General features: G+C 43.3%; 16 protein-coding genes. 6 read left to right on the top strand and 10 right to left on the bottom strand.

Annotated elements, in window-relative coordinates; genetic code table 11:
• Positions 1 to 16: 16 nt before the first annotated feature.
• On the bottom strand, positions 17 to 463 hold the full coding sequence (locus N6H18_RS06085; RefSeq protein WP_262310950.1) for a MarR family winged helix-turn-helix transcriptional regulator: 447 nt from the start codon (positions 461 to 463) through the stop codon (positions 17 to 19).
• A 179-nt stretch (positions 464 to 642) separates the two neighbouring features.
• On the opposite strand from N6H18_RS06085, the gene N6H18_RS06080 reads away from it, so the two are divergent.
• Positions 643 to 1,329 carry a DUF2461 domain-containing protein gene (locus tag N6H18_RS06080; protein WP_262310949.1) on the top strand — a complete coding sequence of 229 codons (687 nt, stop codon included), beginning with the start codon at positions 643 to 645 and terminating at the stop codon, positions 1,327 to 1,329.
• A 164-nt stretch (positions 1,330 to 1,493) separates the two neighbouring features.
• Here the strand turns inward: N6H18_RS06080 and N6H18_RS06075 are convergent, their stop codons facing one another.
• The 4 genes from N6H18_RS06075 to N6H18_RS06060 form a co-directional block, all read right to left on the bottom strand.
• Entirely contained in the window at positions 1,494 to 2,609 is a 1,116-nt protein-coding gene (locus N6H18_RS06075; protein ID WP_262310948.1) for a DEAD/DEAH box helicase, read from the bottom strand.
• 240 nt (positions 2,610 to 2,849) lie between these two features.
• The gene (locus tag N6H18_RS06070; RefSeq protein WP_262310947.1) at positions 2,850 to 3,392 is read right to left on the bottom strand and encodes a hypothetical protein; all 543 of its coding nucleotides are present in this window, start codon (positions 3,390 to 3,392) and stop codon (positions 2,850 to 2,852) included.
• A 92-nt stretch (positions 3,393 to 3,484) separates the two neighbouring features.
• Positions 3,485 to 3,730, bottom strand: coding sequence for a hypothetical protein (locus N6H18_RS06065; protein ID WP_262310946.1), 246 nt, complete (start codon positions 3,728 to 3,730; stop codon positions 3,485 to 3,487).
• Positions 3,730 to 4,407: a hypothetical protein gene (locus N6H18_RS06060; protein WP_262310945.1), complete on the bottom strand. Its 678-nt coding sequence runs from the start codon at positions 4,405 to 4,407 to the stop codon at positions 3,730 to 3,732. The genes N6H18_RS06065 and N6H18_RS06060 overlap by 1 nt, the downstream gene beginning before the upstream one ends.
• Positions 4,408 to 4,865: 458 nt before the next feature.
• Between N6H18_RS06060 and N6H18_RS06055 the strand changes: the two genes are divergently transcribed.
• On the top strand, positions 4,866 to 7,238 hold the full coding sequence (locus tag N6H18_RS06055) for a TonB-dependent receptor (protein ID WP_262310944.1): 2,373 nt from the start codon (positions 4,866 to 4,868) through the stop codon (positions 7,236 to 7,238).
• Positions 7,239 to 7,242: 4 nt separating this feature from the next.
• Positions 7,243 to 8,166, top strand: a complete 924-nt coding sequence (locus N6H18_RS06050) for a DUF4249 domain-containing protein (protein WP_262310943.1) — start codon at positions 7,243 to 7,245, stop codon at positions 8,164 to 8,166.
• Between the two features lie 39 nt (positions 8,167 to 8,205).
• On the opposite strand, the gene N6H18_RS06045 is transcribed toward N6H18_RS06050, so the two are convergent.
• The 4 genes from N6H18_RS06045 to N6H18_RS06030 form a co-directional block, all read right to left on the bottom strand.
• Positions 8,206 to 11,289 (bottom strand): YdbH domain-containing protein, encoded by a 3,084-nt coding sequence (locus N6H18_RS06045; protein WP_262310942.1) that lies wholly within the window; start codon positions 11,287 to 11,289, stop codon positions 8,206 to 8,208.
• 38 nt (positions 11,290 to 11,327) lie between these two features.
• A complete protein-coding gene (gene pbpC / locus N6H18_RS06040) occupies positions 11,328 to 13,706 on the bottom strand; it encodes a penicillin-binding protein 1C (protein WP_262310941.1) in 2,379 nt (792 codons plus the stop codon).
• Positions 13,699 to 19,215 (bottom strand): alpha-2-macroglobulin family protein, encoded by a 5,517-nt coding sequence (locus N6H18_RS06035; RefSeq protein WP_262310940.1) that lies wholly within the window; start codon positions 19,213 to 19,215, stop codon positions 13,699 to 13,701. The genes pbpC and N6H18_RS06035 overlap by 8 nt, the downstream gene beginning before the upstream one ends.
• A gap of 133 nt (positions 19,216 to 19,348) precedes the next feature.
• Positions 19,349 to 20,440 (bottom strand): hypothetical protein, encoded by a 1,092-nt coding sequence (locus tag N6H18_RS06030; protein WP_262310939.1) that lies wholly within the window; start codon positions 20,438 to 20,440, stop codon positions 19,349 to 19,351.
• Positions 20,441 to 20,898: 458 nt separating this feature from the next.
• On the opposite strand from N6H18_RS06030, the gene cmk reads away from it, so the two are divergent.
• A complete protein-coding gene (gene cmk / locus N6H18_RS06025) occupies positions 20,899 to 21,582 on the top strand; it encodes a (d)CMP kinase (protein ID WP_262310938.1) in 684 nt (227 codons plus the stop codon).
• 146 nt (positions 21,583 to 21,728) lie between these two features.
• Positions 21,729 to 22,622 carry a 4-hydroxy-3-methylbut-2-enyl diphosphate reductase gene (locus N6H18_RS06020; protein WP_262310937.1) on the top strand — a complete coding sequence of 298 codons (894 nt, stop codon included), beginning with the start codon at positions 21,729 to 21,731 and terminating at the stop codon, positions 22,620 to 22,622.
• Between the two features lie 2 nt (positions 22,623 to 22,624).
• On the opposite strand, the gene N6H18_RS06015 is transcribed toward N6H18_RS06020, so the two are convergent.
• Complete coding sequence (locus tag N6H18_RS06015; RefSeq protein ID WP_262310936.1) at positions 22,625 to 23,284, bottom strand: hypothetical protein; 660 nt, start codon at positions 23,282 to 23,284, stop codon at positions 22,625 to 22,627.
• Between the two features lie 183 nt (positions 23,285 to 23,467).
• Here N6H18_RS06015 and N6H18_RS06010 point away from each other — a divergent pair, with 183 nt between their 5' ends.
• Entirely contained in the window at positions 23,468 to 24,820 is a 1,353-nt protein-coding gene (locus tag N6H18_RS06010; protein WP_262310935.1) for a Na(+)-translocating NADH-quinone reductase subunit A, read from the top strand.
• Positions 24,821 to 24,828: the final 8 nt, after the last annotated feature.

The following is a 24,828-nucleotide window of genomic DNA, read 5'->3' as shown; positions in this document are numbered from 1 at the left end:
TCCTAGTGATTGGGCATCATAGACGCGCCTTGTCAAGAAGCTGGCTCAAGGTAAGTGCCTCCTCTTCGGACAGGCCAAAGTGCTGATCTCGTACTGCCTCCATGAGTTGGGTCATTTCCTTGAGTACATGTGTTCCTTTGTCGCTGATGCGAATGTCCATGCTGCGGCGGTTGCTTTGGTTGAGACATCTCTCGATGTAACCCATGCTGACCAACTTATCTATCAATCTGGTGATGTCCGGCCCTTTGTCCAGCATCACACTTTTGATGTCGCTAGGGCAGCTGGCATCTGGGTATTTACCTTTGACAATTCTCAGCACATTGTAGTGTTGGGGTAGGAGATTGTATTTTTTGAGGATGTTTTTGTTGAGATCTCTGAACCAATTGGCTGTGTACATCAAATTGACCATCGCCATATTTTTGTTGTTCAGAAAATTCGTCTTGATTTCTTTGCTTATCTCCATTTTGCTTCAATCATGTTGCAACAAATATACGCTTGTGATGATTCAGAGTTTCGGATTGCTTCATTCATCTGGAAAAAACTTCTTCCCTTTGCCAACAATCAACCACCCAAAGCCACATTCTCACGTATCATTGCAAGATGATACATACCAGTAGATTTCAGCATTGATCGATATTATATATGAGCCATTTGTCACTCCAGCAGCCTTTTGAATTTTTATCCCAACTCCAACACAACAACAACCGAGAGTGGTTCAACGAGCATAAAACGACCTACCAGTCAGCCCACCATATTGTCATAGCTTTCGCCGAGCAGCTCCATCATGCCCTATCTAGTAGTGATCATATTGAAACACCAAACGGCAAAAAAAGCCTGCATCGTATCTATCGAGATGTCCGCTTTTCTAAAGACAAGACACCTTACAGCACATATTTTGGTGGAGGGTTTCGCAGGGCAACTGCCGCACTGAGAGGAGGCTATTATTACCATCTGGAGCCCAATCATACATCTATCATTGGTGGTTTTTGGAATCCCAGCACGCAAGATTTACTTCACATCCGCAAGCAGATCCAGCAAGATCCAGACGTACTCAGGGACATTTTAAATTCCCAATCATTCAAGACAAATTTTGGTAGTTTGGAAGGGGAACAGCTCAAGACTTACCCTCGGGGATTTGATCCAGAGGATCCAGCCATAGACCTGCTCAGATACAAGCAATTTCTGGTTCGGCACACCTTTGCCAACAAAGAATCCTTGAGTGAAAACTTTGCTCAAATCATGGCAGAGCAATTCAAAAACATGAGACCCTTTTTGGATTACATGAGCGAGATACTGACCACAGACCTCAATGGAGAGTCTATAATCTAAGACATGCTGAATGTACAAGATGCTAATTGTTCATAGTATAATTTTCCACTTTGGTAGTTGGTTTGTGAGCCACAGACCAAGGAGACTGAGCTGTCTCAGCTGCCACCGTGGTCTGTGGCTCACAAAACACCATGGGTTTATACATCAATACCCGCGTGAATCAATCAGTCCTTGATCTCCTTCATTTTGATTTTCAATTCCTTCTCTAGGAATCGAATTGTTTTCTCTTCACGTTCTTCGATCAGGCATAGTGAGAGTCCCTTTTGTCCTGCACGACCCGTACGCCCAGCTCTATGGATGTAATATTCCAAATCCTGAGAGACCTGGTAGTGCACGACATAGGTCAGATCTCTGACGTCTATTCCTCTGGCTGCTACGTCAGTAGACACCAATATCTGAACAGATTCATTTTGGAACGCACGGAGGACTTTGTCTCGCTCCTTCTGCTTCATGTCTCCCTCAAGTGCCGCGGACGAAATATTCTTGGCTATCAGCTGCTTGGCGAGTGTTTGTGCAGCAGCCTTGGTATTGCAAAATATCAACCCACGATTCTTTCTTTGTGCTTTGAGAAACGCCAACAACACCTCTAGTTTCTGCTGTGCACCGCAGATGACATATTGATGTTCGATGCTCTCGTTGACCAAGCTCTTCTTTTTAAACTCTACCTTTTTTGCATTTTGAGACAAATAGGTATTGATGATTTGCTTCACAGGTGCAGACATAGTCGCTGAGAAAAGCCAGATATTGCGATCACCAGCCGTTTCGTCCAAGATTTTGTTCAGTTCCTTTTTGAATCCCATGCTCAACATCTCGTCTGCCTCGTCGAGTACGACAGTTTTGACATGTTTGAGGTTGACAGCTCCTTTTTCTAATAGATCAACCAACCGACCTGGGGTAGCAACGATCACTTGCGTAGGACGTCTGAGACGGCTGATTTGTTCGTCGATCTTGGCTCCTCCAAATACTGCCTCTACAAACACCTTGTCGGAGTATTTGGTGAATTTGAAGAGCTGCTTGGCTATCTGCTGACACAGCTCCCTCGTAGGCGAAAGAATCAGTGCCTGCACATGTTGATCTTGCGCGTCAATATTGGACAAGATCGGCAAACCAAAAGCTGCTGTCTTACCTGTACCTGTCTGTGCCTGTCCTATGAAATCAGTTTGCATAGACACCAATGTAGGAATAGTAGCCACCTGAATCTCCGAGGGAGTGATGATTCCTAATTCCTTGAGTCCTTTGATCAGGGCATGTGAGATACCCAATTCTGAAAATGTTGTCACCTTGTAATGATTTGTGAACGGCAAAGATAAGGCTAATTCTAGCTTAGAAAGGCAGAAAAAAAAATAGCCGGATAAAATCCAGCTGCATTGAGGTGTCCTGTTGGTAAAACCTCGTTCGCGACTGTCTGCTCTATGCTTGGCCACAGCCGCTGTGACTTTGATAATGGCATGACCATTATTTTCTGATGCTAAATACGGCAATACTCAGCGAATGTTGCGAATAGTGGTGTTATCAAAATATTAAACTCTTGCCAAAGAAACTCTGGTACTTCGCTCCAACCAACTAACCAAGGCATTTACTTCGCGCTCAGGTTTCTCAAAATCTGAGATGAAGGAAAAAGCGGTCAAGACAAATCCGTCTTTGAATAGGACATTGATTTCTCGTTTGTATTCTTCGGTGGAGCTCCTGTGTGATGACGCATACCCTCCGATATGCTCTGAGGTAGCTACGACATTCAGTACTTGGTCAAAAAGATAGCTCTCTTGCTTTTTTCCCTTCTTGATTTCAAATTTTCGTTGTTGATAATCTAAGAATAGCATCGGTACTTGTTTTCTTCTTCGATCCAATTCAAACAAATAGGTGACAGTGGTGAGTATCGTAATGATGGCAATCGTATATGACCCTGTAAAGAAGAATAAAAAGAAAGAAATCAACACCAAAGCCAGGATGACAGAAACGAAAATAGCATGAACACAACCTACATTTCGGCTATGGTGGCGGATCATTACAAATGAATCTCCTTGGTAAATCCTGTAGCCATGCTTGTCCAAAAACTCATTCATTTTTTCAAATTATTCATTTTTGGTGATTTGCCCTAGTGATTTACCGATCTTGCTGCCTAATCTTCACAAAATCACTATTTTAAGGGAGGCATTTACCTGAGTTTTTGTTCCCAGTCTCTAGCGATGCGCTGGGTTTTGATGCTGTCCAAGTTATCCGCCAAGGTTTGATTCATAGGGCCACGGGAGGTAAAATGATACGTTCCGCAATCATCACAGAGGTAGACATTTTGAGGTCCCGAGTTATCACTGTGATGAAAACGGATGCGATTTTCAATCAACGCCTGCTCTGCTTCATACAAGCTGTGGTAGCAATTTTTGCCTGTGACACAGCCTGCCATTACTTTTTTGACTTTTTGGTGGGGCCAAAGGTCTCTTCCATGGTAAAGAGACTTTTCTTGAAAATCTCCCAGAGGTCGTTGAGGCGATAGTGGTACTCAGAGGGTGAGCCCTTTATTTCCTTCTGCAATTCCATCTTCCTAAATTTGCTGACAAATTTTAAGTAAATCTCTTCTCCCAAACGGGTTCTTTTGGTGAATCCCAGTGGCATCAAACCCATCATGACGCTGGGAGAGCCATTGAGCATTTCGATGTTGTGATCTTCGATCAAACCATGGTTTTCCAATCTTTCTAAAATCTCATCGATGAACGAGCCTACCAAACTCTGATGCTCCAATACGGGATTGTTAAATTTGATTCTGGAGGTATAAAATAGCACAGACTCTAGTGTCGCCAGCATGCCTTCAATACCTAATGCCCGATTGTTCCAACGCACTTCGTTTTTGGACATCAGCGAGTTGAGAGACAGCTCGATGAATACTTTGATATCCTCATTGGTCAAATCCGTAGATCGAATCAGGTGAGACAACACAGGGATCCAAAAATAGGTTGGCTTAGATGTCAGAACCACTTGTATCTTGTTGTTCAGCTCATCATCTAGGTAATAGGAATTGGTAAAACACAAAATTCCAAATTCTTCCATGGAGAGCATCTCCGCATGTTCTAATTGTTGGGTCATTCTTCTCGATCTAAAATCAAAATTCAGGTTGAAGCTGCAAAAGTAAGTCAAGTGACTATGTGCTACACCATTCTAATCTAACGTTATTTTCCTACAATTTCATTCATCCTATCATAATTTAGCATCCGCAAATTGGATACCAAGGGAGCTCTAAGCAGAAACCTATCGATACAGTCAAAAAGTGACTGTAAACCTGAATTCGATTTTGAACACCCCTTCGAGGGCCTTTTTGTGTTTTTTATCAAAGGTGATTTTATTTTGCCCAATGGTAGCACAGGAGCCTAGCTTATAAATTGAACGCAGGTTTTAACAAAAAAAATGCAACCAATGAGCAACAAAATGCATCTTTGCGAAGTAAAGCATATCATGAAACAGCCCTTGATCTACCTCGTCAAGAACAACTGACCAAAGTACTATTCAATAAAACTCAAGACTATCAATCTAATTCTACCTATAGAATGAAAAAACTATTACTGATTCCCCTGCTCACTGCATGGTCTTTGCTCACGTATGCTCAAGAATATGCCATCAGTGGCTATGTGCGTGACGCCAGCAACGGCGAAACACTGATTGGTGCCACAGTGTTGGTCAAAGGTACCTCCAAAGGAGTCGTCACCAATGTGTACGGCTTTTACTCCCTGACGCTACCAGCCCAAAAGTATGAGATCGAAATGCGCTACATCGGCTATGATGTCACTACGCAGCAAGTAGATCTGACCCAAGGAGATCAGCGCGTGGATGTGGAGCTCACCTCTGGTGGCGAACAGCTAGAAGAAGTCGTGATCAATGCAGAGGCAGATGCCAATGTATCTGGCATGCAAATGAGTAGCAACAAGTTGGATATACAAACGATCACCAAAATCCCCTCGTTCATGGGAGAGGCTGACGTGATCCGTAGTTTGCAACTCGTGCCCGGTGTGTCGACTGTAGGAGAAGGAGCCTCAGGATTCAATGTACGTGGTGGTAGTGTGGGACAAAATATGGTACTGCTGGACGAAGCACCCGTCTACAATTCTTCTCATTTGCTGGGCTTTTTCTCCGTATTCAATCCAGATGCTGTCAAAGATGTAAACCTGATCAAAGGAGGTATTCCTGCGCGCTATGGAGGCAGAATCTCTTCTGTACTGGATATCCGAATGAAAGAAGGAAACAACAAAAAATTTGAAGGTCAGGGAGGAATAGGTACCATATTTAGCCGATTGGCTCTAGAAGGCCCGATTGTGAAGGACAAAGCTTCGTTCATCGTTGCGGCGAGAAGATCCTACATTGATGTTTTGGCGAGACCTTTTACAGATGTGCTGGATGGTGGTGCCGCACTCAACTTCTACGATATCACGGCCAAAGCCAACTACAATATCAACGAAAACAACCGTGTCTTTGCTTCTGGATACCTAGGTCGAGACAATTTTATGTTTGACAAGCAGCAAGGTTTCAGCTGGGGAAATAAGACTGCAACGGTACGATGGAATCACATTTTTGGTAAGCGTCTCTTCTCTAACTTCACTACTTTCTTTAGTGACTATGATTATGTGTTGGCGTTTGGCGAAGACGAAAATGATCAGTTTGACTGGAATTCAAGAATCAAGACTTATGACTTCAAGCCAGAGTTTACTTTCTTCATCAATCCTAACAATGAATTGGCATTCGGGGGAGATGTCGCTTTGCAGGAGTTCAAACCCGCCTCTGCCAAAGTCTCCAGTGATGGAGAAGTAATTGATATCAGTTTGGACAAAAAATTTGCGATAGAATCTGCTCTTTATCTATCCAATAACCAAAAGATTGGCAATGCCCTCCAAGTCGAATATGGCGTAAGATTTTCCAACTTTTCGCTGATTGGCCCTGGTACATCCTATGAATATGCAGATGCCGAACCAGGTACTCGCAGAGATACACTGAGTACCTCCTATCATGAAAAAGGTGATCTGATCCAGAATTACAACAACTGGGAGCCTCGTCTATCGGCCAAATATGAGATTGATAAAAAAAATAGCATCAAGGCCAGTTATAACAAAACCACTCAATATGTTCATTTAATATCCAATACCACTGCGTCCAATCCCTTAGATGTTTGGACACCTAGTAGCAACAACATCAAACCTCAAATCGGTCATCAAGTGGCAATTGGATGGTTCAGGAATTTTGGTCCACAAAACAATGTAGAGGTCTCGGCAGAAACCTATTACCGCAAGACATTCAACCAACTAGATTACATCGATGGCGCTGACCTTTTGATCAACGAATACATCGAAGGTGATCTCTTGAGTGGAAAAGGAAGAGCCTATGGGTTGGAACTAATGGTCAAAAAGAACACAGGCAGAGTCTCAGGATGGGTCAGTTATACCCTAGCCAAAACAGAGTTGCAAGTCGATGGTATCAACAATGACAATTGGTACCCTACTAGATATGATCAGCGACACAATTTTAAGGTAGCAGCATTCTTTGACCTCAACGAAAGAATTACTTTCTCAGGTAATTTCACTTTCATCTCAGGAACCCCAACTACCTATCCTAACTCTAAGTATGTTATTCAAGATTCATTTGTCGTACCTCACAACAATGACAATGAACGAAACAACATCCGAATCCCCAACTACCACCGTCTTGATCTAGCAACTACAATAGAGCTGGGCAAATTGGTGCCAAACAAAAGGTATCACAGCGAATTGGTCATCTCTGTCTACAATGTCTATTCTCGTAGAAATCCATTCTCTATCTACTTTACGCAAGAGGATGCCGAAACATCTAGTGGACAACTTGCCCAGACTGAGGCTCGTCAGGTCTCAATCATTGGCAACTATATACCTTCTATTTCCTACAACTTCAGATTCTAAATTCATGAAAAATAATATCATATATAGCCTCCTCATTTTCTCTTTGGGTCTGATCTCTTGTGACGACCAGATTTACCCAACGTTGGAAGACAAGGAGCCATTGTTGGTTGTAGATGCCTTCATCAACAATCAAGCATCTGAGCAGAAAATCGTGATTTCTCAGACCCAGCCTTACTTTGATGAAACTCGAATAGTCGGAGTGACAGATGCCACGGTCAATGTGACCTATGGTACTGGCAATACGCAAGTCGTATTTACCCATCAGGGTGAAGGGGTCTATACTACCCCGACTGGATTTGGGACAGTAGGTGATGATTTCACGTTGACCGTCACTGCTTATGGTGAGACTTTTGTATCCTACTCTCATATGAACAGAGTACCTACAGTAGATAGTGTTACCTTCAGATATGAAGAATTTGATGCCTTTGGTCAGAATGAAACTTTATTTCTAGGAGAGTTTTGGTCCAAAGATCTGCTAGGAGTAGGGGACACTTATTGGATCAAAGCTTTCAAAAATGGGGAGTACCTAAGCAAACCAGAACAGCTCAACATTGCCTATGATGCAGGATTTAGTGCAGGCAGTGCCATCGATGACTTGATTTTCATTCAACCCATCAGAGATGCTGTCAATCCATTTGATAATGAAGATGATGATATTCAATCACCATACAGTGATGGAGACTCGTTGTATGTTGAAATACACTCCATCACCAACGAGACATTCGAATACCTCAATTTGGTACTGAGCCAAACCAATATACCAGGTGGATTTGGAGCCCTATTCGCAGGGCCGTTGAGCAATGTCTATGGCAATATCCAACCTGCCAATGAAAACTCCGAGACCGTGGTGTTGGGATTTTTTAGTGTATCAGCTGTGACGTCCAATGGCAAGGTGCTCAAAGAAGACGAAGTACCTAGGGATTTATAACCATGTGCATTGACAATCCTGAGAGCCTATTGAATATGGTCATGGCGCTGTATTGACAGAAGAACTATGTCCTGCAGAGTCTAGCCGTTGATCCATCATAAAATTAACTTGACGATAGCGCTCATGCAGTAGCTTGTATTGCCAGTCGTATTCCTTGCGTTTGAGCGATTTGATTTCCATCTCATCGTTCACCGTCCGAGCACTTAAATAGTAATTGATCCCTCTTACAGTTGCCTTTTTATCATCTACAGCTGCCCGTTTTTTCTTCTGCGATTTAAACAAAAAGTCACTAATACTGACTTTGAGATCAAACCCAAAACTGATCTCTTTGTTATGATATCCCAAAAATTCAATATCTGTAATATTTGATGAAAAAATGGTCTTAGGTACAATGACTTCATCATTATGAAACAATATACTGAAATCCTTGTTGGTGACATAGATGGTATCTGTCACCTTATCATTCAAAAACTTGAGAGGCTCGGTCACAGGCTTGAACTGTATAAGTTTGCCCTCATTAAATTCAATCTTGATCTTTCCCAAAAAGTCTTTGTCTTGATGAATCAGATTTTGATCATAGGTGAGTAGTAGCATCCCATCAATATTGACACTACCTTGTAGATTTTTGCTATTGAGAAGTTTTTGGTTCTCTTCGGGCAGAGCATCTGCTACATCTCCTGCGCTCACATTTCTTGCGGTCAGATAGACAATCGTATTTACATTGAGGCTATCATTGCGCTCGATCAAGGCACTAAGGTTCAATTGTCCATCAAAAATTTTGAAGCTGGCCTCTGTCAAGTCTAGGTTTTTGTCATTCAATACCAGCCTCGCATCAAAGTCTTCCAGTTTGAGCTGATGATGACTAATACTCGGTGAGTTTACGTGTAGATTGATGTCTCGCAAGAAATAAGGAGAGGCCTTTTCTTTTTTTCTACCTTTTGACCTGCTACTATCACTGTGCATGATAAAAGATCTGTAGAAAGCCTTCAATGAATCTATCTCGCAATCCACAAGTGTCACTGCAACATCTCCTACTATATCGGGCAGCGTGTTGATTGCGACTATCTGAGCATGAGATTTGATTTGTCCGAGAGCAAAATCCAAATTTGCTCTTTTGAGCTGGATCGTATCATATGCATACCTACCGAGTACATCAACATTGGTAAATGTATTGTGGTCAAAATCCAATTGGTCTACTTTGATCTTTGTATGTACGATCAAGTTATCAGGCATACTCATCCTGTTTTTTGAAGTCGAATTTTTTGTCAATTTATTTATCAGGTCATTGACATTCATGTATTTGAAATCTATGTCCAAATCCAATACATTTTCGACGCCCTTCCCTTCTTTGAATCTACTTTTTCCTTCTGCCATAATTTTCCCATTCTCAAAATAAAACTCAATCGACTTGAGCAAAACAGAATCCCGATTCAAGTGAGCACCCATTTTTACTTTTTCGATATGAATATCCCCAATCCCAATTTTGTGAGATTTGAAGTTTAAAACCAAATCTAACTTTTTGGGGAAAAAGGAATAATCAAACGTATAATCATGACTGGTCTGTGTCCCATTTTTCTTTGTGCTCTTAGGGATCGAAAATTCTTGAAGATCTATCTTCAGTTCAGCAACTGTTCTCTTACTACTAGATGAGTCTATCAGTGGTACAAAGTTGAGTACCGATCCACTGAAGGTAAACAGCGACTGATTGAGATTTCCACTGATCTTGCTAAACTGTATATTTTCATTTTTGATATCAATCCAGCCATTAAGATTCGATAGTTTAATACCTAGCGAGTCTAAAGTGCCTGTCACACCCATAAACTCAATTCTTCCATTAAATCTCCTGTTCTCTATCTGACCAAGCTTAGCATGATCCGATAGCTTGCCCTCCAAGGCTAACTTCACTTTCACTTTACCCTTTAGATGCTCAAAATAAGGCAAATCAAGGAGTTCATCCAACTCGGTCAAATCTAGATTTGATTCCAAATCCAAATCAATGTATGGGTCTGCAAAATTAGTATAGCTACCATGCAACACTACAAAACTACTATCGATACGTGCCGTTCCTGATTCGATCACTAGTGAGCTACTTTCTGGCGATTTATCTGAGCCATTGGAATAGCTCCCTTTAAGATTAACATTATGCACTTTGTACCTTGATCCTTCACGCTCAAAAGCAGCATTGGATAGATCAAAACTCACATCAATAAATGGATAATTAATTGGATTCACATATCCTGCTACCTTCATTTTAAAACTCAACCGTGCATCGGGATTAATTTGTACTAGTTTAACTTGCTTGAGTTGAGGTAAGATAGTCAGGTAGTTGTTTAAATCAGACTCATCTCCCTCTAGCGTGATATCCATGATGTTGCCATTACCTGTGGGTTTCAATACACCGGTTACCTTGACATGCGCATCTTCTATTTTGAGTATCCCATCAAATAGGTTTCGTTGATCCACCTGCCCAAACCTAAAAGAGGCGTCTTGAGCAGCTATCTTCACATCCGTTGCTACCAGACTCCCCTTGTTGATCATAGTATCCAATACCGCTTTGGCATTTCCTTCAAAAGAAATCAAATCGTTGGATGAAATCATCTTGAACACACCTCGACTTACAGATATTTTGATTCTGTTTTTTTTGAAATCATTGTAAATGGATATTTCAGCATCACGAATCAAAATGTTTGGGACATGAACATGTAAAGTTCTGCTGGCTTTGTCTGGTTTGGCTTTACCCTTAATCATGAATTTTTGCCCTGTTGAATCAACGGGAGCCTGAAACTTTGCCCCAATAATTTCTACTGTATTGAAAATAAAATCATCCTTGAGCAGATCAAAAGGGTTCATACGCAGAAGAATCTTGTCAGCCCGCAAGATGTCATACCCTTGCTCTCGTATAAGTACCGAATCAATAATAATAGTTGCGGTTGGGAAATTGCGAATCGTGGAAATGTTGACATCCGAAAAAGTCAGTTCAGACTCTAAAGTCTCATCAATGATACGCTCTATCTCATGAGAGATACGATCATGAAATACGATCTTGGCTAGTACCTCCAACAACACGGTAAAGATGACTATGATAAAGAAAATAATGGATAAGATACGGACAGGTCGCTTCATCAGACCCTAAGGTAAAAACAATCTTTGTTTTCTTCTATTTAATTGTTGACGACCGTAAATATTAATTCCTGCGAATGTCCTTCTCCATCTAGGAGATAAAGAAGATGCTCACCTGCTCCGGTAGTGATTCCCATCTGATGAGGTGAAGTGGTCTGACCCAGGTATTCTCCATCCAAGTGCCAAAACACCTTTTGCTGATTGTCCCGATGTGCCAGCTCAAAAATTGCTTTGCCACGCTTGCCTTCGACTTCATTTGGGATGAAAATCTTACTCCGATTCTTGGGGTAGATGAAGGTCATCACCTCTTTGGAATCTTGTTCATCACAGGCTTGCAAAAATTCAGGTGCCTCGTCATAATCCGAATGATACTGACGATAGTACCATGCCTGTACTGGAGGGAGTACAAACCAACTCTGGTGCTTCATAGCCTGTACTGGATAGCAGCTACTGTTGACTTGGTATCTCTCTGTACTGTCTAGGTGCAACAGCTGATGGTATTCACAGACTGGGGCACGTGCAACTGTCGCTGGTACCGTGCGAGCCTCCACTTGCACACAATGTGGATTGGCTCTTTGGCCACTTTGGATACAAATACTTTCAGAAATGGTTTCGGCGGTAGGAACAGGCAAATCCAATTTTCCATCTAGGAACGAAAAGACAGAGAACATCAAGGGCGCAGCTGCACGTACCCCGACGAGGGCAGGACGACCTTCACCATCCGCATTGCCCACCCACACACCGACGGCATACTTCCCATTGATCCCGATGGCCCAGGCATCCCGAAACCCATAGCTCGTACCTGTCTTCCATGCCACATTTTCTGAGCCACTGATCTGCTCCCATTCTTCATATTCCTCTGGTCTGGTCAGTCCAGTCATCGCACTAAGGGTAGCCCAACTCGCCGCAATACTCATCGGCTGACCCATCACTCCCAAATCTCCCGCAGGCACTTGATCAATGGAATAAACCAACTGAGCATAATCAGACGGGTTGTAAGATGCTGTAATAGAGCGCTTTATTCCATTATTATAACTTCTGTACATATTTGAGTACATATTGGTCATTTCCCACAATGACGACTCTGAGCCTCCCAAAATGATCGAAAGACCGTAGTGATCAGCAGAATACCTCAGGTTTTTCATTCCCATGTTTCGCAGCTGTTGATGAAATCTCTCGTATCCATAATCTATGAGCAAATTCACAAACGGCAAGTTGAGCGAGCGTCTCAAAGCTTCGTCGGCAGCCACAGCCCCTCTGTATTTCCTGTCAAAATTTTGGGGAGCAAAGCCTTTGTGAATCAAAGGAAAATCCTTGAGCAACTGCTGGGGAGCTATCAACCCTTCGTCAATGGCAGCCGCATACAAAAATGGTTTGAGCAAGCTGCCCGTACTTCGCAAAGCTGGTATCACATCGACCTCCTCACCGTGCAGTGCACCAGATGCTACATTGCCGATATAGGCTTTGACCTCACCCGTCTCTATCTCGACCACCAGTACTGCCGCATTGTGGATATGGTTGTGTTTCCATTCTTGGATATGGTCGTTGGCTCGCTGACTTACCAAGCTTTGCAGTCGTGGGTCTAAGGTTGTCACTATTCTCTGTTGTCTTTTGCCATCCTTGTTGGCTCGGGTCAATAGGTGGGGAGCCAATCGGGGAAGGTCTTTGGGTCGTCCCGGCAATTCCTCCTCAATCGCCAGTCGATAAGTCAGCGAATCTATTACTGCTCTGTCTAGCAATTTGCGCAGCAATCTGTTCCTTTTTTCCTCCAAGAAATTCTCATTCTTGCCAGGGAAAATCAATGCTGGACTATTGGGCAATACTGCCAAAGCTGTCGCCTCGCCCCAAGACAATTGACTGGACGACCGACCGTAGTAACGCCACGCCGCAGCATCCAAGCCTACGACATTGCCGCCAAATGGAGCATGCGAAGCATAGAGTGCTAGGATTTCTTGTTTGGAGTAAAACAACTCCAGCTTCAGTGCCATCAACATCTCAAGGCATTTCTCTAAAATAGTCCGGCTTGGGTTGTTTCTCGCCATGCGGATCACTTGCATGCTGAGTGTACTACCTCCTCTTTTGATTTCGCCTGCTTGGATGTTGGACAACAAAGCCTTGACAGTAGAAACAGGATTGATACCAAAGTGCTGATCAAAATACTCGTCTTCGAAAAGCTTGATACCCACCTCAAACTTGTACGGCACACTGTCTTGGGCAGGGAAACGCCACTGTCCATCCTCCGCAATCATAGCTCCTAGCAACCTGCCCTCTCGTGTCTCCAAAGTGGTCGCATAACCCACATCAAATATCGGATCAGGCAGCGGTATCAGTAGGAATAAAAACAAAGACACCAAAGGCACTGCAATCAGTATCCTTTGGCGTCTTGATCTCTTTGATATGAAATGCTTTATGCTATTCAACTTTGATCCATTTGCCTGCAGTGTTGGCATAGATATTATGATCGTACATCGCCTCCACTATCACCGCTGGCATGTAATAGTTGCCTCGGTAGGCAGAGTTCAATTTGACCTCAAAGGACTTCTTTTGATGGGCCTTGAGATCAAAATAGATCATGACACGGTCATCTCGTATATCTGCATATTCCGGTACATCATAAGAAGATGTCGGAGAATCACCATTCAATCTGTCGTTGAGAATCTCCCAGCCTGATGGGAAAATATGTGTCAACGCCAACTCCTCATAGTCACCATTGACACCAGTATTTTGTACCGTCATGATGGCTGAGAAGTTCGTGTTTTGCTTGATCTGATCTGTGGTCAATTCCTTGCCCTTGTCATCCACATATCTCACCGTGAAAGCGATGTTTCGAGCAGCTGCTTTTTCTGCTCCCTCCAGCGGAATGCCATTGCGAATCAATCGGACGTAAATCGGTGAGTTACCCTTGTTGCTCACTGACAGGGGAACTGCCTTGTCTTTGGACTGGAGCGAAACTGTAGTGAGGTATCGACCTGTGTTGATGTCCACATTGGAGCTTCCTTCCTTCACTTCAAACTTTACACTGTTGACACCTATGTCTTTCGTATATGCTTTGACTCCTATCAAACAAAAAGCGGTACTCTGGGTACTCATCCAGTAGTTTTTGTCTCCCATTCGTTTGGCGATTCTTTCTAAGACTGGGAAGGCATCTTCCTTGCGATCCAAATAAGACAAAGTCTCCAAAATCATCGCTTCGTCTCTGCTGGCTGACCCGTATGTATAGGATTGTTCGTTGTAATCCTCGACTGTAGTGCTCAAGTCCGTCACCAACTGATTGGCGACATCTGGGTAACCTGCGATGGCATACGCCAATGCGAGTCTCCATTTGGCTGTACTAGACAGCTGCTCAGTTTCTTTGAGACGATTCATGGCACCAACATTTTTCTCTCCAGCTAGTGCCAAACCATACACTCGGTAGGCTTGCACCAAATCACTTCTGCGACGGTTGCCCTTAGACCAATCATTGGCTTGGCGCTTCTGATATTTGATCCAGGCACTCAACATTCCCTCTGGCACGGCGTATCCAGCATTTTTGGCCTCCACCAAGAAATGTCCAGCATAGTTGGTACCCCAGTCACTTTCCTCCACTTGACCTGGCCAGTAAGTAAAACCTCCGTTGTTGGTCTGGAAGGTTCGCAGTCTCTGTATGGCCGCCGTGATGTTTCCTTCTATTCTGGTTTTGTCTTGCGAACTCACTGCAGTCAAGTCACCCAAATAGAGCTGCGCAAACACTGACGAAACCGTCTGCTCTATGCAGCCATGAGGATACTGAATCAAATACTGCATGCGCTGCTCTAGATTGAGCGGAGGCAGGCTTGATATTTCCAGACTTGCAGTGTTGGTGCCTATCATTCCTAGCGGAGCATAGTTGGCTTGCCAATTTTCTCCTGCGGATAGAAATTTGTCACTGACATCCGTCATCATCGGATTGGGAGCTCTGAGGTTCATCTCCACATCGTACTGGGCTACATGCTTACCAGATTTGGCTTCTACTTTGACTTTGGCAATTCCCAATTGTCTTCCAGCTTTTGCCTTGAAATACACCACCTTCTCTCCCGTCTTGTCAAATGCGACTGTCTGTGTCGCACTACCTACCAGTTTCAATCCTGATTCACTGCTGACGCTGACATTGACCGATTTGACTTTGTCATCATTGACAAAAACCGTCACGGGAATACTGATCTCCTCATCAGGCCCTACGACTCTAGGCAAAGTCGCCACGACCATCACGGGTTGCCTTACGGGCGTGGTAACCTCCGCAGAACCATAAGCCCCTTCGTATGCAGCCACGACCATAGTCCGTACACTACCGACGTATTGTGGCATTTTGATCGTATGTGTGGCAGTCTTGCCAGTCTCCAAGACAAACGGACCCATGTATTTCACGACAGGTTTGAAACGGTTAGCAGTTTGGTTCTTCTTGCCGTCTGCTTCTAATTCGGCATCTCCACCGATCGCAAGGAGTCTTTCAATCTTGCCACCATAGGCACCAATCACATCGTCATAAACATCCCATGTTTTGATCCCGAGAGATTCTTTGGCATAAAAGCTAGACCAAGGAGATGGGGTTTTGTATTTCGTCAGATCCAATAGGCCGTCCTCTACCATCGCCAAAGTATAAGCCATTTTTCTGCCTGATTTTTCTTTGACCGTGACGGTGAACTCCTGCTCGGGGGATAGTTCCTGTGGCATTTTGATCTCAGGATACAGTGTCGTATTTGGATCGACTACCTTGATGGATTGTACACCATACATACGAATTGGCAGGTCATTGACTGTCTGACCATGCGGCTGAATCATCGAAATATTCGCATAGACATTTGGCGCCATGTCTGCCGTCGCTTCAAACTCAATTGTCGTAGACTCATCCTCTGTATCTATCCAAAACGATTGGATGATTCTATCCCCTGTTTCCAAACTGGTGATGATTTTCGATCCCTTGCTACTTGGGATGTTGATTTTGATTTTGTCTCCGACTTTGTATTCTTCTTTCTCCAACTCGAAGTTCAGCATGCTGACACCACCACTGTCACCACGTTTGCCCTTACCAGCCCAACCTGGCCAGTCGATGAAGACAATTTTGCCTGAGCTATGCCCTGAAATCGGATCTGTCACACGGATAAAATATCGCCCCCATTCTGGATAGTTGATTCTCAAGTCCCAAGATGCCTTGCCACTTCTGCTATCCAGTGTTGCAGACTGGATGGGACTTTGGTAATCTCGGTTGATGTAGTTACTTACTTGGTTGGAACTTTGATCCCACCACCATTTCCACTCTAGTTTGTAAAGTTCAAGTTCCAATCCGTCTCGTGAAATCGGATTGCCTTGGGCATCCACGGTAGCTATCTGAATAGGCTGATCCTTGTCAGTCAGCAGCATCCCACGTTTGTCTCCCTCGGGTATCTGAATTCCTACAAATGAGATATAAGGATAGTAGGGAATAGAAATTTTGTCGATGCTAAAATTACCTCCTTCTTCATATACCTTGCCTGTAAACACCGCACGCAATGCCCCAGGGGCATTCTCATTGGTGCCTACGTTCACGTTGACAGAAGCATGGCCATTTTGATCCAGCGTCCCAGAAAACACTTCCTCCTGACCTGCATAAAAATACTTTGAATTGTCATCAAAGCTATAATTAGGATATTTGTCAAAGACCGTTTTGATAGGAGTCAAGCTCATGTCAAACTCCGCTTTCAGTCCTTTGGCAACTGCTCCATGGAGCCATTTCACATTGAGGTCACCGACCATGTTTTCATCCTCTGCCGAGAGACGATCTTTGTGAAAATCTAAATCAATTTTCAGTCGATTGGGTTTGACTGTTTCTATGCGAAGGTCTTTGCTGAACTTCACGCCACCTGCAGAAATCACCGCCTGCCAATGTCCTGTTGGATCTTCAGGCGCTGTGCTGACTGTGAAGTTGAACAATCCCTCCGCAGATCCTTTTTTGACCATTTTTTTCACGACTTGACCCATTGGGTTTTTCAATTCCATCACCACTGGGTAGCCTGCTGGCAAACGTTTTTGTTGGTCCTCTAGAATAAAGGACAAATGAATGTCATCACCAGGTCTCCACACGCCACGTTCGCCATAGATGAACCCTTTGATTCCCTTTTGGACTTCCTGACCTGCTACATTGAAATTGCTGAGAGAAAGTGAGGAAGCATCGTTGAGTTTGAGGTAGGCAAATTGATTGCCTTGCTTGGCGATGAGCACAAAGGGCTTGCCATCTATTTTGACTTTTGCTTCTCCCTTGCTGTTTGAGATTCCAGACCCTACGATTTGATGCTGGTAATCATAGACTGCAAAACTGATATCTCCCAAAGCCTTGGTGGTCAACAAATCACTGACAAAAATATGCAAATCTCCTTCGTCGGCTCTTTTGGCCATCAATCCTAAATTGGATGCAAAGAGCATTTTTTTGACCTTGTCTCTGTACATGTAGTAAGAAGCATGACATGGGTTTTCTCTTTGTCTCCAATCGTAACTGTCGTCATAGTAGTAGTCATAATAATCCCAATTGCTACCTTCTTCTAGGTCCTCCCAACTTTCGTCTTCAAAAGACAGATCTTGATTTGCCTCCCCTTTATCGCAGAAGTAGATAGAATGCTGCGGACGAAAGCCCATTTGCACTTCATAGATTGCCCCTGGATCTATCTTGAATACATCCGCCAAATCCAAAGTAAAACGATTCCAAGTATTGAGATCCGTGACACCAGCACTCATCAGATTGATGGTCTTTTTCATCACTGGACGACCCACTCTGCTCAATTCATCCGAGTAGCCCAAATCATTGACCTGCAGGTACTGAAACACATTGTCATTGAAAATGCGGATGATGGTCACATCCACGGCCTTTAGCCCTACTGCTTCGAAAGGCATGATCAACCCATCCGAATTAGGAATGATCACTCCAGAATTGGCAACAATCCTTACATCAGGTTTAGATTGTGTAATGCTAAAGGTGGTAACATAGTCCTCTTTCAGGCTATGACCAGCCATGTTTTTGATCTCTTTGAATATCTTCAACTCGACCTCACCAGACAACTCTGCTGTTGGATAAACCTTCAATACGTTTTGATCAATGACATATCGAGGTTCATTTTCGTTGAGGGTGATGAATCCATTTAGGTTTTGCTTGGTTTTGAGTGGATCAGAAAAAACTACTGAAATAAAATTGTCCGAACCACGGTTGACATAAACATTCGTGATTTTGTAATCATTCAGTGACGGGATCGTATAAATCTCATCATCAGAGTAATCCACCTCTATGGGCTTTCCTGTCCAACTCACCTTTACTTCAGATTCCTTTTCGGTACGAGCTACCTTTTCTATGCTGAAATTGTGGGTTTTTTTGACTTCATCATGCGTCCAAAGAATGTCCAAGGCTTTGCCCGACTGTGTTGCAGTGATGATTTTTTCGACGACAGAATAGTCTGCCAAATCCGCAGTTTGCAACACACCCGTCAGTTTAACTTTCGTCAAGTCCTTGACATCATAGAGAGAAAGTCCTTTCAGCTCCACTTGATAGTTTTGGATCAAGGTTTTGAAAGAAAACTTGAACACTTTTTGGTCAGCAGGTGTCTCTACCAACTCACCGATTTTGAAGATTACTTGGTACTCTGTACCAGGAGCTAGTTTTTGGGCAGGATGAAATACGATGGTTCGGTCGTCTTCCCATGAGGTACTGCCTTGGATTTCGGGCTTGAACTTGAACAAACCACCTACTTCTTCAGCTCCTGCTGCCTTTCCTTCAATACTCTTAGAGAGTTTGACTTTGATATCCGAGCTAGTGCTGATTACTTCGGTTGTGTACCCAGAAATGTAATCGACAAAAAGACTCTTGGGACTATCAAAATTGGTGGTCTTTTCTTGTCCACAAGTACTGAGAATAAACCCTAAGGCAAGGAGGAATAATATTTTTTGCATCATGAGATTAGCTTGGCTGTTTTGCGCCCGAAGTTAACAAAATCCGTCTTTATAGAAACTATAATAAACCCATGTAGATAAAAAAGGTGAGATGTCACTACACCTCACCTTCCAACATCATTGTTCTCTATTTCGATTAGTTCAATACAATTTCAAAAATCCCTGTTAGTAGTTCGGATGCTCCAATAAAAATCCCAATACCATAGGTGATGTGTCTGGCTGATAAGTTGGCTATCGCAAAGGGTATCCCCACCAAGTTGATCAACCCAAAGCCAGCAGCTACTACCACTCCTGCAAATAGGGTGAAATATAGACTTGGTGAAAAGAGAATACCCAGAGCCCCAACTACGAATAGCAAGAAGCTCATAACGATTACTTTTTTGATGTCCATCTGTGAAACCTTGTTACTGATCAAGAAGGCAAAGATTGCGGAGAAGGCGAGCAGACCCAATGAAAAGTAAGCGGCCAATTGTTCATGATTAGGGAAATTGATAGCTATGAATCCTGGGAAGTATTCTACAAGCACTGCCTTGCCTGCTCCCAAGAAAAACCCAACTCCGATGATGGCAACATAGGCAGACACACTGGTTTTTTTCTTGGTCGCATTAGCATTGTCTTTTCTAAATGACATCACATTGGCCGAACAGATCTTGTGAAAGAAGAAGCCACTCACAGAGATCAACACGCCCCCAACAATAAAGGTCAGGGTATCACCAAAAAATCGAACTAACGAAACAACCACTGGTTCTAAGGCATAAATCAGCTCGGTCACCAAAAACAAGAATCCCACGACGACAGGGAGCTTTTTGGCAGGAGCAAAGGCCTCAATCATAGAGTAAGCCGGACTCACGAATAGATTCATAGAGATCAACCATAGCAAAATCATGTATGGCAAGAATACTTTTAGGTCATTGGCTGGGCCTGCACCGATGATAGACGCCACCACCATAAAAATCATGGCCGTCGCTCCGATGCCTACGGTGAAGATGACGAAAAATTTGCCGTTTTTTCTCAAAAGATAATCCGCTGTGAGGCCAGCCATAGGAGGGATAATCACTAGAATAATTGCTTTGGATATTACCAAAAAAGAAGACAAATCCGTAAAGCTAAAATTTTCTAAAAGGATGGGTTGGTATTCATGATAAGCAATCCAGCTGATCACCAGTGCGACATTGAGTGCTGCCAAACTGAGGATTTCAGGCCATTTTACTTGATTGGACTTTTCCATAATAGTTTTAGTTTATTGTTTGGGTGATATACGACCTACAGTGTTCTACTAGATTTTTCTCTTGTAGAATAAATTCTTACCCTCATACAATCAGGTGATGTCAGAACAAAAAAACAGGGTTGAAAAAGACGACTGAATCAAAAGTATTTGCCACTCAGAGAGTTATTGATTGTCTTAGAAATGACTTGTATTGGGAATGCAATTCAAGGATCAAATCCTATGTTTGTCATACCAATATAATAGGTATATTTGTTTTGCCCACTAAAATTATTGATTTGAAATATACAGGTCGTCTTTTCTCACTATTTATACTCATGGCTCTTTTGAGCTTTGGTTCATGCAAATCGTCTCAATATCCACAGGAGCGGAAAGCACGAAAAATCAAACCTGGCAAACCCATACCATGTCCAGTCAAAGATTGCTGATCGTATCAAGTCCTCAATAAACATCTGTTGCCCATGAAAAAAATAGTCATCGCCATCGACGGATACTCAGCCTGCGGCAAGAGTTCGACTGCCAAACAAGTAGCCGCACTACTCAAGTACAAGTATGTGGACTCTGGTGCGATGTATCGCTCTGTGACCCTCTACTTTCTTGAGCACTATGTGGATATGGACAACCCTAAGTCGGTAGCCAGAGCACTTTCCGAGATTGACATCACCTTTCATCGCCATGAGACCACAGGTCAAAACGAGACTTTCCTCAATGGCCTCAATGTAGAGAAGGAAATCAGAGAAATGAGAATCTCAGACAATGTGAGTCAGGTCAGCACCATCAAGGCTGTACGAGAAGCCATGGTGAGCTTGCAAAAAAAGATGGGCAAGAGCAAAGGCATTGTGATGGATGGAAGAGACATTGGTAGCGTGGTGTTCCCTACAGCAGACCTCAAGATATTTATGACGGCAGATTTCGATGTGCGTGCTGAGCGCAGGCAAAAGGAGCTTTTTGACAAGAACGAACTGGTCGATCTAGATGATGTCAAAGCCAACCTTAAAAAACGAGATCTGATCGACACGACCAGAGCCGAAAGCCCCCTGATCAAACCAGAAGACGCGATTGTGGTAGACACCACCCACATGTTCTTCAAAGAGCAAGTAGAGCACATCGTACAACTGGCTGGGAGCAGAATGCTGAGGATGTAGGGGAAATTGAAACCACGGCTTACGGGAATACTATCAAAAAAGTAAAGCCACGTCAAATCACTACCTTAGCTGAATAATTGCATTGGGGATAGAGATCATCAGGAGATATTTGTTATAATTTTGCAACTTGACATAGGAATCGCGCCATGAAAATAGAAATAGACAGCAATTCGGGATATTGTTTTGGAGTGGAGTACGCCATCGAGATGGCTGAGGACGAGCTCAATGACAGTGGTTCGCTCTACTGTTTAGGTGACATTGTGCACAACCACATGGAAGTCGATCGCTTGGCTGCCAAAGGTCTCAAGATCATCGACCGTGAGGAAATGAAAGAACTCAGGGATTGTAAAGTCTTGATTCGTGCACACGGAGAGCCTCCAGAAACCTACAAACTGGCTGTCGAAAACAACATCGAACTCATAGATGCTTCTTGCCCAGTAGTCCTCAAACTCCAAAACCGTGTCAAAGGCTCCTTTGACCAAATGGAAGAGCAAGATGGACAAATTGTGATCTATGGCAAACCTGGCCATGCAGAGGTAATTGGCCTTACGGGTCAAACCCAAGAAAAAGCCATCATCGTGATGGAAGACGAAGATTTGGAGCAAATTGACTTTTCTCGTCCCGTGACACTCTACAGCCAAACCACTAAAAGCACCAAAGGATTCTACCGACTCAAAGCCATGATCGAGGAGCGCATCGAAAAAGCCAAAGGGACTTTTGATGTGACTGACTTCAAAGCCAACGACAGCATTTGTCGTCAAGTGTCCAACCGCGAACCTAGCATGGAGAAGTTCTCACAGAAACATAACGTCATCATCTTCGTCAGTGGAAAGAAAAGCTCCAATGGACGTGCATTATATGGTGTGTGCAAAAACTTCAACGAAAGAAGTTACTTCATCGGTAGCGAAGAGGAACTCGATCTCGATTGGATCAAAGCAGGTGATTCTATAGGAATCTGTGGCGCGACATCTACTCCTATGTGGTTGATGGAGAGAGTGCGAGATTACATCCAAGAAAAAATGGTCGGACAAGCAGTCTAGTCCTAGCGGTTATTGATCACCACTCCAATAGAAATCTCCCACCCTTGTAGCATCACATGGGCATCTGCATAATCTAGTGGTTTGTTCTCAATCTGCCCACCAGCAGTGCCTCCTTGGTAATCTCCTCTAAGTGGCATGGCTGAGGATCCTGACAAATACTCCACCTCAGTAGTAATGGAAAATTGCCGGTTGACATGAAAGGCCAGTTCCATCCCTGTCATCCATCCTCCACCCAATTTGTTTTCCAATTCCACATCGGCATTGGCGACATCCCAACCTTCATAGTCCGCAATCGCACGATCCAGGTTGCCATAGTTGAGTCGAGGACTGATGTGCCACATCCCAAAGCCTCCAGCCAATAGTTTGGCTGACATGCGTTGGCCATCTACTCCGAGAGTTAACTGCAACGGCACCAACACAGACCAAAACGGACCAACCAAAGGTTTGTCTGCCTCGAAGGGTAGATCAGACATCGGCAGTCCAGGCATATTGTACAACGATGCACCCGTCCCAAAACCAATCATCCCCCATTTGTATCCCAATCCTCTGACTGACAAAGGACTGACTGGCGCAGAGAAATAGCCATCCTTTGGGATGATGAAAGACATAGAAACACCTTGTCCCATAACTGGCAAAACACCTACAACTGTAAGTACAAGCATTGGCAACATTTTTCTCATTTTCAGCACATTCATCCCACAATTTATAGAGGATAATCGAAATGAAAATTGTCAGTCAACAAGTGTGTCCAATTACTTTGACGATAATTCTACGTAATCCGCCTTTTGATCAATTTTTTATTACTTTTGCCAAGTTTCCAAAAACAAGATTTATTGCACTAGAATATGTCTCAGAATATCAAGCTTAAGAAAGGTTTTGACATCAACCTCGCTGGAAAAGCTGAAAAGAAAATTGCGGAGCTCTCTCTACCTGAGACTTTTGCTTTGAAACCCTCTGATTTCGTCGGAATGAGTCGAGCCAAATTGCTCGTCAAAGAAGGAGATACTGTAAAAGCAGGTACTCCAATCATGATCGACAAACAAGTGGAAGACGTAATGTATTGCGCTCCAGTCAGTGGTGAGATTGCAGAAGTGGTAAGAGGAGCCAAAAGAAAGATTTTAGAAATCAGAATCCTTGCAGACAAGGAAATCCAATTCGAATCTTTCTCAAAGCACGCAGATGTCAGCAGCCTATCTAAAGAAGCTGTAATCGATCAAATGACCAAAGGCGGTGTTTGGCCTAATATCATCCAAAGACCATTTGGTGTGGTAGCTAGTCCACAAGACACCCCAAAAGCAATTTTCATCTCTGCCTTTGATTCACACCCTTTGGCTCCTGATACGAATTTCATCCTTCAGGGAAATGAAAAGTACTTTGAGGCAGGCGTTGCGATTTTGTCAAAATTGACCTCTGGCAAAGTTCACATCAATGTGAACAAAGACTCTGCTGACTTTTTGAAAAGCAGCAAAGCTCAAATCAATACAGTAGAAGGCCCACACCCAGCAGGTAATGTCGGTGTACAGATTCACCACATCGATCCCATCAACAAAGGAGAAGTGGCTTGGACAGTACACCCATACGGTGTAGCACAAATCGGCAAGCTTTTCTTGGAAGGTAAGTACGATGCTTCTAAAATCATCGCATTGGCTGGATCAGAAGTAAAAACGCCTCAGTACTACAAAACATACTCTGGAGCAGCCATCAACAAACTAGTGGATGGCACTATTAAAGAAGGTCATGTAAGATATATCTCTGGTAACGTATTGACTGGCAATCAGATCAACTCTACTGGCTACCTTGGATTCTATCACAACCAAGTCACAGTCATCCCAGAGGGAGACTACTATGAGTTCTTTGGTTGGATCACTCCTACGACAAAAAAATTGAGTTTCCACAGAGCGTTTGGCTTGTTGTCATTCCTTGGAGGGAAAAACAAAGAATATACATTAGATACCAACACGAGAGGTCAGCACAGAGCATTTGTGCAGACAGGATCTTTCGAAAAGGTAGTGCCTATGGACATCCTCCCTACACATTTGATCAAAGCCATCATGGCAGAAGATTATGATGACATGGAAGGATTGGGTATCTATGAAGTGATTGAAGAGGATTTGGCTCTTTGTGAATTCATCGATGTATCTAAAAATGAGATCCAGTCCATTTTGAGAGAGGGAATTGAATTAGTAAAAAATAGTTAATAGCATAG

The organism is Reichenbachiella agarivorans, from assembly GCF_025502585.1.
GTDB lineage: Bacteria > Bacteroidota > Bacteroidia > Cytophagales > Cyclobacteriaceae > Reichenbachiella > Reichenbachiella agarivorans.
The sequence above is the reverse complement of the archived record's forward strand: the minus strand, read 5'-3'. Positions and strand labels throughout refer to the sequence as shown.

Excerpts from the sequence above, each read along its gene's own strand:
- N6H18_RS06085 (WP_262310950.1), bottom strand. The coding sequence starts at position 463 with ATGGAGATAAGCAAAGAAATCAAGACGAATTTTCTGAACAACAAAAAT.
- N6H18_RS06080 (WP_262310949.1), top strand. The coding sequence starts at position 643 with ATGAGCCATTTGTCACTCCAGCAGCCTTTTGAATTTTTATCCCAACTC.
- N6H18_RS06070 (WP_262310947.1), bottom strand. The coding sequence starts at position 3,392 with ATGAATGAGTTTTTGGACAAGCATGGCTACAGGATTTACCAAGGAGAT.
- N6H18_RS06065 (WP_262310946.1), bottom strand. The coding sequence starts at position 3,730 with ATGGCAGGCTGTGTCACAGGCAAAAATTGCTACCACAGCTTGTATGAA.
- N6H18_RS06060 (WP_262310945.1), bottom strand. The coding sequence starts at position 4,407 with ATGACCCAACAATTAGAACATGCGGAGATGCTCTCCATGGAAGAATTT.
- N6H18_RS06055 (WP_262310944.1), top strand. The coding sequence starts at position 4,866 with ATGAAAAAACTATTACTGATTCCCCTGCTCACTGCATGGTCTTTGCTC.
- N6H18_RS06050 (WP_262310943.1), top strand. The coding sequence starts at position 7,243 with ATGAAAAATAATATCATATATAGCCTCCTCATTTTCTCTTTGGGTCTG.
- N6H18_RS06045 (WP_262310942.1), bottom strand. The coding sequence starts at position 11,289 with ATGAAGCGACCTGTCCGTATCTTATCCATTATTTTCTTTATCATAGTC.
- N6H18_RS06035 (WP_262310940.1), bottom strand. The coding sequence starts at position 19,215 with ATGATGCAAAAAATATTATTCCTCCTTGCCTTAGGGTTTATTCTCAGT.
- N6H18_RS06030 (WP_262310939.1), bottom strand. The coding sequence starts at position 20,440 with ATGGAAAAGTCCAATCAAGTAAAATGGCCTGAAATCCTCAGTTTGGCA.
- cmk (WP_262310938.1), top strand. The coding sequence starts at position 20,899 with ATGAAAAAAATAGTCATCGCCATCGACGGATACTCAGCCTGCGGCAAG.
- N6H18_RS06020 (WP_262310937.1), top strand. The coding sequence starts at position 21,729 with ATGAAAATAGAAATAGACAGCAATTCGGGATATTGTTTTGGAGTGGAG.
- N6H18_RS06015 (WP_262310936.1), bottom strand. The coding sequence starts at position 23,284 with ATGCTTGTACTTACAGTTGTAGGTGTTTTGCCAGTTATGGGACAAGGT.
- N6H18_RS06010 (WP_262310935.1), top strand. The coding sequence starts at position 23,468 with ATGTCTCAGAATATCAAGCTTAAGAAAGGTTTTGACATCAACCTCGCT.